The sequence below is a fragment of the Flavobacterium koreense genome (genome assembly GCF_054776075.1).
In genome coordinates, this window is record NZ_BAAHCF010000002.1 from 73,238 (window position 1) to 89,664 (window position 16,427).

A 16,427-nucleotide genomic window follows, 5' to 3' on the forward strand; every position below is an offset into this window, starting at 1 on the left:
TTAGTTGTTCAAATATACTTTTTCTTTTGAAATGTAAAAAGGATTATCAAAATATTTAACTATTTCAATAATCCTTTTGATTTATTTTTAAATGAGATTTATTCTATCTCAGAAATTCTCAACGTATTTACCATTCCTTTATCAACAACTGGCATTGCTGCAAGATTGATTAGAATATCACCTTTCTTAACATATCCATTTTCTTTTGCAATGTGGTTAATGTCTTCTACAGTGTCGTCTGTACTTACAAACTTATCATAGAAAAACGCATTTACACCCCAAAGTAAGTTCAATTGAGTTAGAATTCTTCTGTTAGAAGTATAAACCAAAATATGAGCCGATGGACGCCAAGCCGAAATCTGAAAAGCTGTATAACCACTATTAGTTAATGTTGAAATTGCTTTTGCTTTAATTTCATTTGCCATATACGCTGCATGATAGCAAATAGACTTGGTAATAAAACGTTTCGTTCTAACTTGCGGTGCCGTTAATGGTACTTGAATTAGCGGAGAATCTTCAACTGCTTCAATGATTTGTGTCATTTTTTCAATTACTTGAACAGGATAATTTCCAACTGAGGTTTCTCCTGATAACATTACTGCATCAGCACCATCCATAACAGAGTTAGCAACGTCGTTAACTTCTGCTCTAGTTGGAGTTAAACTTGTAATCATCGTTTCCATCATTTGTGTTGCCACAATTACTGGAATACGAGCCGTTTTAGCTCTATGAATTAATTTCTTTTGAATCAAAGGAACTTCATGTGCTGGAATTTCAACTCCCAAATCACCACGAGCCACCATTAAACCATCGCAAAAAGCAACAATTTTATCAATATTTTCTACTGCTTCTGGTTTTTCAATTTTTGCAATAATTGGAATTTTATGATCAGAATTTTTAGCAATTAAATCTTGCAATTCTTCTAAATCGGCTGGAGTTCTTACAAACGATAAGGCAATCCAATCGACATCTTGTTCAATAGCAAAAAGTGCATCTTTAATATCTTTTTTAGTAAGTGCCGGAAGTGAAACTTTAGTATTAGGAAGATTTACTCCTTTTTTAGATTTCAATGGTCCACCTTGAATAACTTTACATTTTACTTCGGTAGTTCCATTAGTTTCTAAAGCTTCAAACATTAACTTTCCATCATCCAAAAGAATTTTTTCACCTGGATTTACATCTCTTGGAAATTCAAGATAGTTCATGTAAACTCTGTCTTTTGTTCCTGGAACGTCTTCTGCGGTTTGAAAAGTGATAATATCACCTGGATTTACAACAACATCTTCACTCATTACTCCTACACGAAGTTTCGGACCTTGTAAATCTGCAAGAATTCCTGTTGTATAACCGTATTCGGCATTTAATTCTCTAATAATATCGATTCGTTCTTTAACATCAGTGTAATCGGCATGAGAAAAGTTAATTCTAAATACGTTTACTCCGGCTTCAACCATGTCTCTAATGACTTCTTTTGAACTACAAGCTGGACCTAACGTGGCTACAATTTTAGTCTTTTTTCTTGTTGGCATTTTTTAAAAAATTAAATTATTTTTTGATTTTATATTTTCAGAATCGATAGCATAAACCATTTTTACACTTTCGATACTATTTATTTTTGAAACGATTGTATCAATTTCTATTTCCTTTTCTGCATTTTCTATTTTAAGAAAATAATCTACTTTTTTATATTCAGGCAATAAAAAAGCCGATGCAGAAAATTTATTTTTAAATCCGGAAAACAAATCTTGCTGATTAATATTTTCAACGATTTCAATTTCGTTTTTATTTTGAACCAAATCCCACTTGATGAATTTTTCTTTGTCTTCAAAAGTGAATCTTGCAAACGATGTTTTTCCCTCTTTTACTTGAGATTCAATATCATTTTTATTTTTACTTAAAAAAATCTCAAGATTCAGATTTAAAAAATAAGCCAAACGATAATCTTCCAATGGAGTATGAATGGCGATAATAAAAAAATCGTCTTCTTCAAATTCCTCAATAGATAGTTTAAGATTACCCATTTTGTGCCAAAATAAGTTGTAAATATAGTGTTTATAGAAATTCAAAACACCAATGAAGTATTAGATTAACGTTATTTTATAAACGAAAACGTTATAGCTTTATGAGAATTTGCATTAAATTTTGTTAATTTTTTCTTGAAATGCAAAATAAGCACGTTTTGAAGCAATTTCTTCTGCCTTCTTTTTAGAAGTTGCTCTCGATTTTGCAATTACTTTATCATCAATACTCAATTTTACTCCAAAATAACGTTGACCATCGTTTCCATTATCGTCAAAAACATCAAAATTGAATTGCTTTTTCTCTTTTTGACACCATTCAATAACCAAACTTTTATAGCTTATTACTTTTCCTTCCAATCGAGCAATATCAACATAAGGAATGATAACTCTTTTCTGAATAAATTCTTCACAACCGGCATAACCTTTATCAAGAAAAATGGCTCCAACTAAAGCTTCAAAAATATTACCATGAATATTTTCTCCAAAATGAGAAGAAGGAACCTTACTTTCTACATAATCAATGAGATGTAAATCACGACCAAGTTCATTCAAATGTTCACGACTTACAATTTTAGAACGCATTTTTGTTAAATAACCTTCGTCACCAAGAGGCGCTTCTTTATATAAATGTGCAGCGATGACAGAACTCAACATGGAATCTCCAAGAAATTCCAAACGTTCATAATTTAAAGGATTTCCATTGGCATCCAATTTATTGGAAGAACGATGGGTAAATGCTTTTTCGTAGAATTTTAGATTAACTGGTTTTGAACCAATAATTTTTTCGATAGCAACAAAAAAATTCCCGCCTTCAACAGGACGGGAATTTCGGGTAAATATTTTTTTAAGTAATCGCATGAAAACTTTATTCTTCTAGTTTTTTAAATAACACACAAGCATTGTGTCCACCAAAGCCAAAAGTATTACTCATAGCCACTTTGATTTCTCTGTTTTGCGGTTTGTTTAAAGTTAAATTCAACGATGGGTCAATATTTTCGTCTACAACAGTATGATTAATTGTTGGAGGAACGATACTGTGTTTCATTGCTAAAATAACTGCAATTGCTTCAATCGCACCAGCAGCACCAAGTAAATGACCTGTCATTGATTTAGTTGAATTAATGTTGATGTTTTTAGCATGAGCACCAAAAACATGACTAATCGCTTTCAATTCGGCAACATCACCAAGTGGCGTTGAAGTTCCGTGTGTATTGATATGATCAACCATTTCTGGTGTCATTCCTGCATCACGTAACGTGTTTTCCATAACGGCAATTACACCAATTCCTTCTGGATGTGGAGCAGTTAAGTGATAAGCATCTGATGACATTCCGCCACCACCAATTTCACAATAAATTTTTGCACCACGCGCTTTTGCATGTTCGTATTCTTCTAAAACAATGGCACCAGAACCTTCTCCAAGAACAAAACCATCACGAGTTGCATCAAATGGACGCGAAGCCGTTTCTGGGCTTTCATTTCTTGTAGATAAAGCATGCATCGAATTAAATCCGCCCATTCCTGCAATAGTTACAGCCGCTTCAGAACCTCCAGTGATAATTACATCACACATTCCTAAACGAATATAATTAAATGCATCAATCATAGCATTAGCAGAAGATGCACAAGCAGAAACCGTTGTATAATTTGGACCCATATAGCCATTTCTCATTGAAATATGAGCAGGAGCAATATCGGCAATCATTTTCGGGATAAAGAATGGATTGAATTTTGGAGTTCCATCGCCTTTGGCATAGTACATCACTTCTTCTTGAAAAGTCTCCAAACCGCCAATTCCTGCACCCCAAATTACTCCAACTCTATGTTTGTTTACGTTGTCATGAGTAATTCCAGCATCTTTGATAGCTTCATCACTTGATGCAATAGCATAGTGAGAAAATTTATCTAATCGACGCGATTCTTTACGATCCATGTAATCTTCAATATTGAAGTTTTTTACTTCGCAAGCAAATTTTGTTTTATGCTTTTCAGTATCGTAATATGTTATTGGAGCAGCACCACTTTTTCCATTAATTAAACCATCCCAATATTCTTGGATGGAATTTCCAATAGGAGTTAATGCTCCAAGACCAGTTACAACAACACGCTTTAATTGCATATAATTTTTTTTAAATGTATTTTAAACAAATAATACCCTGTTTTCTTTATAATTTGAACTTAAAGAGACAAGGGTATTTCAATATAGTGTGATTGAAATTCAATCAAAAATAGTCTAATTTTTTTAAAAATAATAAAAACCCGCACACATTTATAGTGTACGGGTGTTTTATTTTATTATTTTTTTGCTTCTTCGATGTAAGAAATAGCTTGACCTACAGTAGCAATGTTTTCTGCTTGGTCGTCTGGAATTTGAATATCAAATTCTTTTTCGAACTCCATAATAAGCTCAACAGTGTCTAATGAATCAGCTCCTAAATCGTTTGTGAAGCTTGCTTCTGTTACAACTTCATTCTCGTCAACGCCTAATTTGTCTACGATAATCGCTTTAACTCTTGATGCAATGTCTGACATAATCTTTAATTTTAAAATTTAAATTGTTGGCAAAAATAAAAAACTTTATTTTAAATCCACCTTTTAGTTAATAAATGTGAATACGAAATTAAAAAAATAATTTTACAAAGACCTCATTTATATTATTTATTATCATTTATTATTCTTTTTTTTGCGTAATTAAAATTACAGGTAAATGAGTAAAATAGTAATATTCGCTTCTGGATCGGGTTCTAACGCCGAGAATATCATATTACATTTCAATAAAAAAAATCTTGTGAACGTATTCGAAGTCTTCACTAACAATCCTAATGCCAAAGTGTTAGAAAGAGCAAAAAAATTAAACGTTCCTTCTCAAGTTTTCAATAGACAAGAGCTAAACGATGGAATTGTTTTGGAAAAATTAAACAAAATTCAACCCGATTTAATTGTTCTTGCCGGATTTCTATGGAAATTTCCTGAACACATTATAAAAGTATATCCAAATAAAGTAATAAACATTCATCCAGCGCTTTTACCAAATTATGGTGGAAAAGGAATGTATGGAATGAATGTGCACCAAGCGGTTTTAGAAAATAAAGAAAAAGAAACAGGAATTACCATTCATTATGTTAACGAACATTATGATGAAGGTGAATTTATTTTCCAAAAATCTGTAAATATTGAAGATTGCAAATCCGCAGAAGAAATAGCCAATAAAATTCACGTTTTGGAATACCAATATTTCCCTGAAGTAATTGAAAAACTTTTAACCCGAAACTCGTAACTCGCAACCATGTCACACGAAGTCCACATCTACACTGACGGCGCGGCCAAAGGAAATCCCGGAAACGGCGGTTATGGCGTTGTTATGGAACTTGTTGGCACATCACATAAAAAAGAGTTTTACGAAGGCTTTCGATTAACTACAAATAATAGAATGGAACTTCTTGCCGTAATTGTAGGTTTAGAAAAACTAAAAAATCCAAATATGAAAGTTTTAGTAATTTCTGATTCAAAATATGTTGTCGATTCTGTAGAGAAAAAATGGGTTTTAGGTTGGGAGAAAAAAGGATTTGCCAACAGAAAAAACTCCGATTTATGGAAACGCTTTCTAAAAGTTTACAGAAAACACCATGTAGATTTCAAATGGATCAAAGGACACAACAATCATCCACAAAACGAACGTTGCGATGAATTAGCAGTTTATGCATCGGGTTTACCTAATTTATCAATCGATGCTTTTTATGAAAATGAAGATGGGAAGTTGTTGTAAATTACTCAAAACTTTAAACCTCAAAATCCTTTTAAACTTTTAAACTATAAACTTTTAAACTTCTAAACTAAAGTTTATCTTTGCACCTTTAATTTGAAAACGTAAAAATGAACAAACTTTTAATAGTAGGAACGGTTGCTTTTGACGCTATCGAAACTCCTTTTGGAAAAACAGATAAAATTCTTGGTGGTGCTGCAACGTTTATCGGACTTTCAGCTTCGCATTTCAATGTAAAATCAGGAATCGTTTCGGTGGTTGGTGAAGATTTTCCACAAGAATATTTAGATTCATTGACTGCAAGAAACATCGATATCTCAGGAATTGAAATCGTAAAAGGCGGAAAAACATTCTTTTGGAGCGGTCGTTACCACAACGACATGAACTCTAGAGATACTTTAGCAACAGAATTAAACGTTCTTGCCGATTTTAATCCAGTAGTTCCTCAAGATTTTAAAAATGCCGAAGTAGTAATGTTAGGAAACTTGCATCCGCTAGTTCAATTAGGTGTTTTAAATCAAATGACATCAACACCAAAATTAGTAGTTCTTGATACTATGAATTTTTGGATGGATTGTGCTTTGCCAGAATTATTAGACGTTATCAAACGCGTTGATGTAATCACAATCAATGATGAAGAAGCTCGTCAACTTTCAGGAGAATATTCTTTAGTGAAAGCTGCTGCTAAAATTCACACAATGGGACCAAAATATGTAGTGATTAAAAAAGGAGAACACGGCGCGTTAATTTTCCACAATGAACATATTTTCTTCGCACCAGCATTACCATTAGCAGACGTTTTTGATCCAACAGGTGCAGGAGATACTTTTGCAGGAGGTTTTTCAGGATATATTGCGCAACAAGGCGATGTTTCATTTAATACAATGAAAACTGCGATTATTCAAGGTTCTAACTTAGCATCGTTCTGCGTAGAAAAATTCGGAACAGAAAGAATGGAATCATTGAAAAAAGAAGAAGTGCAAGAAAGATTGAAACAATTCAAAGCTTTAACACATTTTGATATAGAATTATAATAAATTTATGCCTCGAAATTATCGGGGCATTTTTATTTGAAAATACAACACACAACTAAACAACTACAATACAATGAGTGACGCAATCAAACACGAATGTGGAATTGCACTTTTACGATTAAAAAAACCGTTAGAATTCTACAAAGAAAAATACGGTTCGGCTTTCTACGGAATACAGAAAATGTATCTTTTGATGGAAAAGCAGCACAATCGCGGTCAAGACGGTGCCGGATTTGCATCGATTAAACTTGATGTTGAACCAGGCGAACGATACATAAGCCGCGTTCGTTCTAACGATGCACAAGCGATTCAAGATGTTTTTAAACAAATCAATGAACGTGTAAACGAAGAATTGACCTTACATCCAGAATACGCTGATAATGTGGCGCTTCAAAAAGCCAATATTCCATACATCGGAGAATTATTTCTTGGTCACGTTCGCTACGGAACTTTTGGAAAAAATAGTATCGAAAGTGTCCATCCTTTTTTACGTCAAAATAATTGGATGCACCGAAATCTTATCGTTGCTGGAAATTTCAACATGACGAATGTTAAAGAACTTTTCAATAGTCTAGTAGAATTAGGACAACATCCAAAAGAAATGGCGGATACGGTGACCGTAATGGAGAAAATCGGACATTTTCTTGATGATGAAGTTACCGATTTATACCAAGAATGTAAAAATAACGGATTATCCAAAAGAGAAGCTTCACCAGTAATTGCTGAAAAACTTCCTGTTGCCAAAATATTAAAACGTGCTTCCAAAGGTTGGGATGGAGGTTATGCAATGGCAGGACTTTTTGGACATGGAGATGCCTTTGTTTTTAGAGATCCAGCAGGAATTCGTCCGGCTTATTTCTATGAAGATGATGAAATTGTTGTTGTAGCTTCAGAGCGACCAGTTATCCAAACCGTTTTCAACGTTGCTTTTGATAAAGTACAAGAATTACAACCAGGAAACGCATTAATAATTAAGAAAAACGGAACCGTTACAGAAGAGGAAATTATTGTTCCAACAGTAAAAAAAGCTTGTTCGTTTGAAAGAATTTATTTTTCAAGAGGAAGCGATGCCGAAATTTATCAAGAAAGAAAAGAATTAGGAAAATTAATACTTCCAGCGGTTCTTGAAGCCATTGAAAATGATACAGACAACACGGTTTTTTCTTATATTCCAAATACAGCAGAAACCTCTTTTTACGGAATGGTTGAAGCAGCTAATGATTTCTTAAATCAAAGAAAAAACAAGTTCATTCTTGACAATAGAAAAAAGCTAACCAAAGATTCTTTGGAAGAATTGTTATCTGTAAAAATCAGAACTGAAAAAATTGCTATAAAAGATGCCAAATTAAGAACATTTATAACGGATGATGCCAATCGTGATGATTTGGTTGCACACGTTTATGATGTTACCTATGGAGTTATTAAACCAACCGATAATTTGGTAATTATTGATGATAGTATCGTTCGTGGTACAACTCTTAAAATGAGTATCATCAAAATGATGGATCGATTAAATCCAAAAAGAATAGTTGTTGTTTCATCGGCGCCACAAATTAGGTATCCAGATTGCTACGGAATTGATATGGCTAAGCTGGAAGGATTAGTAGCTTTTCAAGCCGCAATAGAACTTTTAAAAGAGCGAAATCAATATAAAATCGTTGATGAGGTTTATAGAAAATGCAAAGCTCAAGAAGACTTAAAAGACTCAGAAGTAGTTAATTACGTTACAGAAATATATTCGCCATTTAGCGATATAGAAATATCAAATAAAATAGCTCAATTATTAACTTCAAGTGATATAAAAGCAGAAGTAAAAATCATTTTTCAATCAGTTGACAATTTACATGTAGCATGTCCGAAGAATTTAGGAGATTGGTACTTCACTGGTGACTATCCAACACCAGGTGGAAATCGTGTTGTAAACAGAGCATTTATGAACTTTTACGAAGGAAAAGACGCTAGAGCTTATTAAAAATAGTATAAATAGTGTATTTCATCGATTATTATTGTAATTCATCAATAATATTTTGAAACACAATACACCGCCATATATCTTTGGAGGACCATAGCATTAGTAGGTTAAGTTTATGGTAGATTTGGGGCAAAAAGGGTGAAAGAAATTTCACCTTTTTTATTTTCTATAAGTTCCACTTTCAAAAAGGTTTATTTACTCTCATTTGCCTATCATCCCAATATATTAAGCCATTTTAACTGCATTTGTAGGTGTCTTCCTATTATGTTTGTAGTACCATAGAATTAGTAGGTTAAGTTTATGGTAGATTTGGGGCAAAAAGGCGTTCGCTCTCGCGAACGTCTTTTTAAAAATTCACACACAAAAAAAACCGGTTGCACACACAACCGGTTTTTGATTTTTATAAGACTAAGTGTTATTTAGCTTCAGCGTATCTTCTAGAAACTTCATCCCAATTAATTACATTAAAGAAAGCTTCAATATAATCTGGACGACGGTTTTGATAATGCAAGTAATATGCGTGTTCCCAAACGTCCATTCCTAAAATTGGAGTTCCGCCACAACCAACGCCTGGCATTAATGTGTTGTCTTGGTTTGGAGTTCCGCAAACTTCCAATTTTCCGTCTTTTACACAAAGCCAAGCCCAACCTGATCCAAATTGAGTTGCACCAGCTTTTGCGAAAGCAGCTTTAAATTCGTCGAATGAACCTAAATCTTTTTCAATTGCAGCAGCCAAATCACCTTTTGGATGTTCACCACCATTTGGAGACATAACAGTCCAAAACAAATTGTGATTGTAAAATCCGCCACCATTATTTCTAACAGCTGCTTTAGTCATATCCAAATTTTTAAGAATTTCTTCAATAGATTTTCCTTCTAAGTCAGTACCTGCAATGGCTGCATTTAAGTTAGTTGTGTATGCATTGTGATGTTTTGAATGGTGAATTTCCATTGTTCTTGCATCAATATGTGGCTCTAACGCGTCGTAAGCGTAAGGTAATTGTGGTAATTCAAATGCCATGATATTTTTTGTTATAAGTTAATACTAAAATTGATTTCAAATTTATACATTTATCTTTGTAAATGAAAATACTTTTTTTACATAATTACATTGATAAAACCTATAATAGAACTAAATGACATTTGATATTCAGCCCAAACATTTGCAAAACGAATTGATAAAACTAGTTCCGCTTCATGAAAATGATTTTGAAGAATTGTATGAAGTAGCTTCCGATCCTTTAGTTTGGGAACAGCATCCTAATAAATTAAGATATCAAAGAGACGTTTTTCAAAATTTCTTCGAAGGAGCAATACAATCCAAAGGAGCATTTTTTATTAGAGAGAGAAAAACTAACGAGCCTATTGGCAGCAGTAGATTTTATGATTACAATCCAGAAACCAATTCTATATTAATAGGTTACACCTTTATAGGAAGAAAATTTTGGGGAAAAGGCTACAATAAAGCATTGAAAGAATTAATGATGGATTATGCTTTTCAATATGTTGACACCATTTATTTTCATATTGGAGCTTTTAATATCCGATCTCAAAAAGCAATGGAAAAAATTGGTGGAATAAAAATTGACGAATTTGAAGTAGAATGTTATGGAGAAGATTCTAAATTGAATTATATTTATCAGATTAATAAAAAATAAATGCAAAAACCAGCTTTCTCCATATACGACGCATCGGCAGGATCGGGTAAAACCTATACTTTGGTAAAAGAATACCTCAAAATCATTCTTTTGTCAAAGAAACAAGATGCCTATCGCAACATTCTCGCAATTACGTTTACCAACAAAGCGGTGCACGAAATGAAAAGCCGTGTAGTTGATAGTTTATCAGAGTTCGCCAAAGATAATCCTACCGAAAAAGCGCTGAATTTAATGCAAGTCATTCATTCAGAAACTGGAATTTCACTTTTTGATATTAAAGAAAAAGCCAAAAGTATTATTAAGAATCTGATTCATAATTACGCTGCTTTTGATATTTCAACCATTGATAAATTCACTCATAAAGTCATTAGAGCCTTTGCGCACGATTTGAATTTACCAATAACTTTCGATGTTTCTCTTGACACCGAAAACCTTTTAACAGAAGCCGTTGATGCCATAATCGCTCAAGCTGGCGAAGATGAAACATTGACCAATCTTCTTGTGAATTTCACGATGGAAAAAACCGACGATGATAAATCGTGGGATGTTTCGCGTGAAATTATGGAAACCGGAAAACTAATTTTAAACGAGAATAATCGAGAAGAAATAAGTCATTTCAACAATAAATCGATTGCTGAATTTGTTGAAATTAAGAACAAATTAGAGGAGTATTGCCAAAACTTAAAATCTCAAAGTATTGATTATTCTAATCTTGCATTAAAATTAATTGAAAATAAAGGAATCGAATTTAATTCTTTTTATTCTAGTTATGTACCAAAGCATTTTTTGAAATTATCTTCAGGAGAAATTGTTAAGCATATTGGGCATTATAAATATTTAGACGAAAATGAAGGGAAAAGATATTCTTCTAAAACACCTCAAAATCAAAAAGAGAGTATTGATGAAATAGCGGATGAATTATTTACCATTTTAAAACAAATAAATGAAATAGCTGAAAAATACTTATTCTGCGAAGCGTTCTTAAAAAACATCACGCCACTTTCGTTGATGAATACCTTGAGTAATAAATTGCAAGAGATTCAAAAGGAGCAAAATATACTTTCGATTGCTGAATTCAACAAGTTGATTAACGAGCAAATTCAAAACCAACCAGCACCGTTTATTTATGAACGATTAGGCGAAAAATACAAACACTTTTTCATAGACGAATTTCAAGATACGTCTGAAATGCAATGGCAGAATTTGATTCCGTTGATTGATAATGCACTTTCGAGTGAAGATTTAGATGGAACTCGCGGTTCGCTTATGATTGTAGGCGATCCAAAGCAATCTATCTATCGTTGGCGCGGTGGAAAAGCAGAACAATTTATCGAATTAAGTAAAGATAAAAATCCGTTCGTAAATCCAAGTAAAGAGCTTTTTCCACTCGGGATTAACTGGAGAAGTTATGATCAAGTAATTGATTTTAATAATAAGTTTTTCAAGTTTTTAGCATCCAAATTTACTAATGAAGATTACAAAGATTTGTATGAAAACCATTCACATCAAGAATTTAATGATAAAAAAGGCGGTTATGTAAATGTGAGTTTTATTCCAAAAATCGATAAAGAAGAAGTTTCCGATGAAGATAGTTTGGACAAAAACGATTTGTATTTGGAAGCGACTTTAAATACTATTTTGAAAGTAAAATCCAACGGATTCAATTATAAAGACATCGTAATTTTAACACGAAATAAAAAACCAGGAACAGCTATTGCAAATCATTTAATTGAAAATGGAATTCCGATAGTTTCTTCTGAAAGTTTGTTGCTTGGCGCTTCTTCCGAAGTGCAAACATGTATTTATATATTGCGATATTTAAAAAATTCAAATGATTTAGAATCGAAAGCCAATTTCTTATATTATTTAGCAAATAATCATCAAACAGCATTGCCAATTCACGATTTTATTGCCAAAGGAATGGAGTTGAAAAACGAATTGGAATTTCAAAATTGGTTGACCGAAATTGATGTGGATTTTTCGTTTCAAAACATTCGTAAAAAAGCACTTTATGAAGCAACCGAAATCATAATTTCAAAAGTTATTCCAATTGAAAAACGAAATGCCTACGTACAATATTTCTTAGATTTGATTTTGGAACACGATTTGAAAAAGCAATCCGGAATTTCCGATTTTCTTTCTTATTGGGAAAACAATTTGGAGAAATTAAGCATTCCATCACCTGAAGGAAATGATGCCGTTCGAATTATGACGATTCATAAATCTAAAGGTTTGGAATTTCCGGTGGTTATTTTCCCATTTGCAGAACAAAACTATTCACAAAATTTGGGAGATAAAATTTGGATTACTGCCGATGAAGAACAAATTGGTTTGCCAAAAGCATTGGTTTCTAAAAACAAAGACGTCGAGAATTTTGGTGAAGAAGCATCAAAAGTTTACTGTCAGAAAAAAGAAGAAGATTTATTAGACAATATTAATGTTCTTTATGTTGCATTAACTCGCGCCGAAGAACAATTGTATGTAATCTCAGGTTTGGTTTCTGAAAACAGTAAAGGAGAATTGCCTAATAATATGGCGACTTTCTTTATCGAATTTTTAGGAAACGATTTCAAAGAAGAACAATTGGAATACGAATTTGGTTCGAATGAAAAAATTTCTAAAACTAAAGAAGCAGTTTCAAATGCATTAACAATTCCGCAACTTTCAGAAACCTTAAATCCTAAAAACATTAAAATTGCGCAACGCGAAAGCATAATGTGGAATACCAAACAACAAAAAGCAATTGAATTTGGAAACATCATTCACGAAATCTTGGCATTTGTAAAAACCAAAAACGACATCGATTTGGCAATAACCAAAGCCATCGAAAACGGATTAATTATTTCAAGTCAAAAAGAAGAAGTTTTGGCAACGATTTATGAAATTGTAAATCACAAAGAATTATCCGATTATTTTTCAGAGGAACATAAGGTGATGAACGAGCAAACAATAATCCAAAAACAAGGAAATATCGTAAAACCTGATAGAATGTCGATTTCGAAAGATAAAAAAGTGTTTCTATTAGATTATAAAACGGGTCAGCATTTGCCAAAACACAAAACTCAACTCGAGAATTATCAAAAATCTATTGAAGATATGGGTTTCAAAGTAGAGAAAAAGGCACTGATATATATAGGAGAAACAATTGAAGTGTTACATTTGTAACCACAAACAATAAACGACAAACAAAGAACTAAAATATGTACGGAAAAATTCAACAACACCTGCAAAACGAACTAAATACTATTGAGCAAAATGGTATTTTCAAAAAAGAACGTATTATAACTTCTCCACAAGGAGCAGAAATTACAGTTAACGGCGAAACGGTTTTAAACTTTTGTGCTAACAATTATTTAGGTTTATCATCGCATCCAGAAGTGGTTCAAGCGGCAAAAGACACCTTAGATTCTCATGGTTTCGGAATGTCGTCTGTGCGTTTCATTTGTGGAACTCAAGATATTCACAAAACATTAGAACAAAAAATCGCCAACTTCTACGGAACAGAAGACACTATTTTATATGCAGCAGCATTTGATGCAAATGGTGGTGTTTTCGAACCATTACTAGGTGAAGAAGATTGTATTATTTCCGATTCATTGAATCACGCTTCTATTATTGATGGTGTTCGTTTATGTAAAGCAGCTCGTTACCGTTATGAAAATTCCAATATGGAAGATTTAGAACAACAACTAATAAAAGCAACTGAAGCCAGACATCGTTTCAAACTAATTGTAACCGACGGAGTTTTCTCAATGGACGGATTAGTAGCGCCATTAGATAAAATCTGCGATTTAGCCGATAAATATGATGCTTTAGTAATGGTTGACGAATGTCACGCCGCAGGTTTCATTGGCGCAACCGGAAAAGGAACGCTAGAAGCGAAAGGTGTAATGGGAAGAGTTGACATAATAACTGGAACATTAGGAAAAGCGCTTGGTGGCGCAATGGGTGGATATACAACAGCCAAAAAAGAAGTTATAGAAATTTTACGTCAGCGATCTCGTCCGTATTTGTTTTCAAATTCATTGGCGCCGGCAATTGTTGGAGCATCTATTAAAGTGTTCGAGCTTTTAGAAAAAGACACCACTTTAAGAGATAAATTGGAATGGAATACTAATTACTTCAAAGCAGGAATGAAAGCAGCAGGAATTGATATCATTGATGGTGACTCAGCTATTGTTCCAGTAATGTTATATGATGCAAAGCTTTCCCAAATAATGGCAGATGAATTATTGAAGAAAGGAATTTATGTCATTGGATTCTTTTATCCCGTAGTTCCAAAAGATAAAGCAAGGATTAGAGTGCAACTTTCTGCAGCTCATACTAAAGAACATTTAGACAAAGCAATACAAGCTTTTACAGAAGTTGCGAAGAATTTATGCGTTATTTAACTAACTTGTTTATTTGCATAAATTTGTAGAATTATTTCATAATTCCCACATTTTAAGCTTTTCATTTTGATAATTCATTTTATCGCATTACTTTTGCACCATTATATGTATATAATCTAACAAAATTAAGTATGAAACATCTTAACAAATTATTTGCTTTATTGATGCTTTTAGGATTAAGTTCTCAAGCACAAGATAGTAACAACAAATGGGCTATTTCGTTTGGAGTAAACGCAGTAGACGGAGCAAGAGTAAGTGCGGCTTCTAAAATAGAAGACCAATTTTCTCAATACTTTGACGCAAAAAGATACTGGAGTGTTTTACCATCAGTTTCTACAATTGGTGTGTCAAGATATGTAGGAGATAATTTCTCTTTTGGAGTAACTGGATCTGTAAACAAAATTACAAAACTAGTAGGTGAAAGAACTTACGATCCTGCAACAAACACTAATGATTACACTGTAGTTAATCCTGGTGATTTAATGTATTATGGTGTTGATGGAGTTGTTAAATACAGCTTTATGAACATGATTAAATCAAAAATGATCGACCCATCTGTACACGTTGGTGGAGGTTATACTTGGTTAGGTGATGCATCTGCTGGAACAATCAACGGAGGTTTAGGTTTAACTTTCTGGTTGTCTGAGCAAGTTGGTTTATCATTTAGCTCAACTTACAAACATTCATTTGATGATTCAAGAAATCCAACATTTGACGTTCCAACTCATTTACAACATTTTGGAGGTTTAACTTTCAAATTTGGTGCTAAAGATACAGACGGTGACGGAATCTACGATAGAGAAGATGCTTGTCCAGATGTTGCTGGTTTAAAAGAATTCAAAGGTTGTCCTGATACTGACGGAGACGGAATCGAAGATTCTAAAGATTCATGTGTTGATACAGCAGGTTTAGCTGAATTCAATGGATGTCCTGATACTGACGGAGATGGTGTTCAAGATAAAGATGACGCTTGTGTTGATGTAGCTGGTTTAAAATCATTAAATGGTTGTCCAGATGCTGACGGAGACGGTGTTGCTGATAAAGATGACGCTTGTAAAGACGTTAAAGGTCCTAAAGAAAACAAAGGTTGTCCATGGCCAGATAGAGATGGTGACAAAGTTTTAGATAAAGATGACAAATGTCCAGATCTTGCTGGTACTGTAGCTAATCAAGGTTGTCCTGAAGTTTCTGACGAAGCTATCAAAAGATTAAATGATTATGCTAAAACTATCTTATTCGATACTAACAAAGCTACTTTCCAACAAAGAACTTACCCAGTATTAGAAGCTATTACTGCTATCTTGAAAGAATACCCAAGTGCTAACTTCTCAATCGAAGGACACACTGATTCTGACGGTAAAGATGCTGCTAACTTAACTTTGTCTGAAAACAGAGCTGCAGCAGTTAAAAATTACTTAATCGAAAAAGGTATCGCTGCTTCAAGATTATCATCTAAAGGTTTCGGTGAGACAATGCCAATTGACTCTAACAAAACTAAAGCTGGTAAAGCTAACAACAGAAGAGTTGAAGTGAAATTAGTAAAATAATTTCTTCCAAAATATTTTCAAGAAACGCCTCGATTTTCGAG

At 33.2% G+C, this 16,427-nt stretch carries 14 protein-coding genes; 8 read left to right on the forward strand and 6 right to left on the reverse strand.

Going from position 1 to position 16,427, the window contains the following annotated elements; all coding sequences use genetic code 11:
- Positions 1-98 precede the first annotated feature (98 nt).
- The 5 genes from pyk to ACYU7A_RS00660 form a co-directional block, all read right to left on the reverse strand.
- Positions 99-1,529, reverse strand: coding sequence for a pyruvate kinase (pyk, locus tag ACYU7A_RS00640; RefSeq protein WP_460573442.1), 1,431 nt, complete (start codon positions 1,527-1,529; stop codon positions 99-101).
- Positions 1,530-1,532: 3 nt separating this feature from the next.
- A complete protein-coding gene (locus ACYU7A_RS00645) occupies positions 1,533-2,021 on the reverse strand; it encodes an IPExxxVDY family protein (RefSeq protein WP_460573444.1) in 489 nt (162 codons plus the stop codon).
- Between the two features lie 114 nt (positions 2,022-2,135).
- Positions 2,136-2,879 carry a ribonuclease III family protein gene (locus ACYU7A_RS00650; protein ID WP_460573446.1) on the reverse strand — a complete coding sequence of 248 codons (744 nt, stop codon included), beginning with the start codon at positions 2,877-2,879 and terminating at the stop codon, positions 2,136-2,138.
- A gap of 7 nt (positions 2,880-2,886) precedes the next feature.
- A complete protein-coding gene (fabF, locus tag ACYU7A_RS00655; protein WP_396144816.1) occupies positions 2,887-4,140 on the reverse strand; it encodes a beta-ketoacyl-ACP synthase II in 1,254 nt (417 codons plus the stop codon).
- Between the two features lie 176 nt (positions 4,141-4,316).
- Positions 4,317-4,553, reverse strand: coding sequence for an acyl carrier protein (locus ACYU7A_RS00660; RefSeq protein WP_007137004.1), 237 nt, complete (start codon positions 4,551-4,553; stop codon positions 4,317-4,319).
- A gap of 175 nt (positions 4,554-4,728) precedes the next feature.
- Between ACYU7A_RS00660 and purN the strand changes: the two genes are divergently transcribed.
- The 4 genes from purN (at position 4,729) to ACYU7A_RS00680 (ending at position 8,790) form a co-directional block, all read left to right on the forward strand.
- Positions 4,729-5,298, forward strand: a complete 570-nt coding sequence (gene purN / locus ACYU7A_RS00665; protein WP_460573449.1) for a phosphoribosylglycinamide formyltransferase — start codon at positions 4,729-4,731, stop codon at positions 5,296-5,298.
- Positions 5,299-5,307: 9 nt separating this feature from the next.
- A complete protein-coding gene (gene rnhA / locus ACYU7A_RS00670) occupies positions 5,308-5,787 on the forward strand; it encodes a ribonuclease HI (RefSeq protein WP_460573451.1) in 480 nt (159 codons plus the stop codon).
- 107 nt (positions 5,788-5,894) lie between these two features.
- Positions 5,895-6,818: a PfkB family carbohydrate kinase gene (locus ACYU7A_RS00675; protein WP_460573453.1), complete on the forward strand. Its 924-nt coding sequence runs from the start codon at positions 5,895-5,897 to the stop codon at positions 6,816-6,818.
- Between the two features lie 73 nt (positions 6,819-6,891).
- A complete protein-coding gene (locus tag ACYU7A_RS00680; RefSeq protein WP_460573455.1) occupies positions 6,892-8,790 on the forward strand; it encodes an amidophosphoribosyltransferase in 1,899 nt (632 codons plus the stop codon).
- 415 nt (positions 8,791-9,205) lie between these two features.
- On the opposite strand, the gene ACYU7A_RS00685 is transcribed toward ACYU7A_RS00680, so the two are convergent.
- Positions 9,206-9,811, reverse strand: a complete 606-nt coding sequence (locus ACYU7A_RS00685; protein WP_460573457.1) for a superoxide dismutase — start codon at positions 9,809-9,811, stop codon at positions 9,206-9,208.
- Positions 9,812-9,926: 115 nt separating this feature from the next.
- Here ACYU7A_RS00685 and ACYU7A_RS00690 point away from each other — a divergent pair, with 115 nt between their 5' ends.
- From ACYU7A_RS00690 to ACYU7A_RS00705, 4 genes are all read left to right on the forward strand, one after another.
- Positions 9,927-10,448 carry a GNAT family N-acetyltransferase gene (locus ACYU7A_RS00690; RefSeq protein ID WP_460573459.1) on the forward strand — a complete coding sequence of 174 codons (522 nt, stop codon included), beginning with the start codon at positions 9,927-9,929 and terminating at the stop codon, positions 10,446-10,448.
- Entirely contained in the window at positions 10,449-13,613 is a 3,165-nt protein-coding gene (locus ACYU7A_RS00695) for a UvrD-helicase domain-containing protein (RefSeq protein ID WP_460573461.1), read from the forward strand.
- A gap of 35 nt (positions 13,614-13,648) precedes the next feature.
- Positions 13,649-14,839, forward strand: coding sequence for a glycine C-acetyltransferase (kbl, locus tag ACYU7A_RS00700; protein WP_460573463.1), 1,191 nt, complete (start codon positions 13,649-13,651; stop codon positions 14,837-14,839).
- Between the two features lie 131 nt (positions 14,840-14,970).
- On the forward strand, positions 14,971-16,386 hold the full coding sequence (locus ACYU7A_RS00705) for an OmpA family protein (protein ID WP_460573465.1): 1,416 nt from the start codon (positions 14,971-14,973) through the stop codon (positions 16,384-16,386).
- Positions 16,387-16,427: the final 41 nt, after the last annotated feature.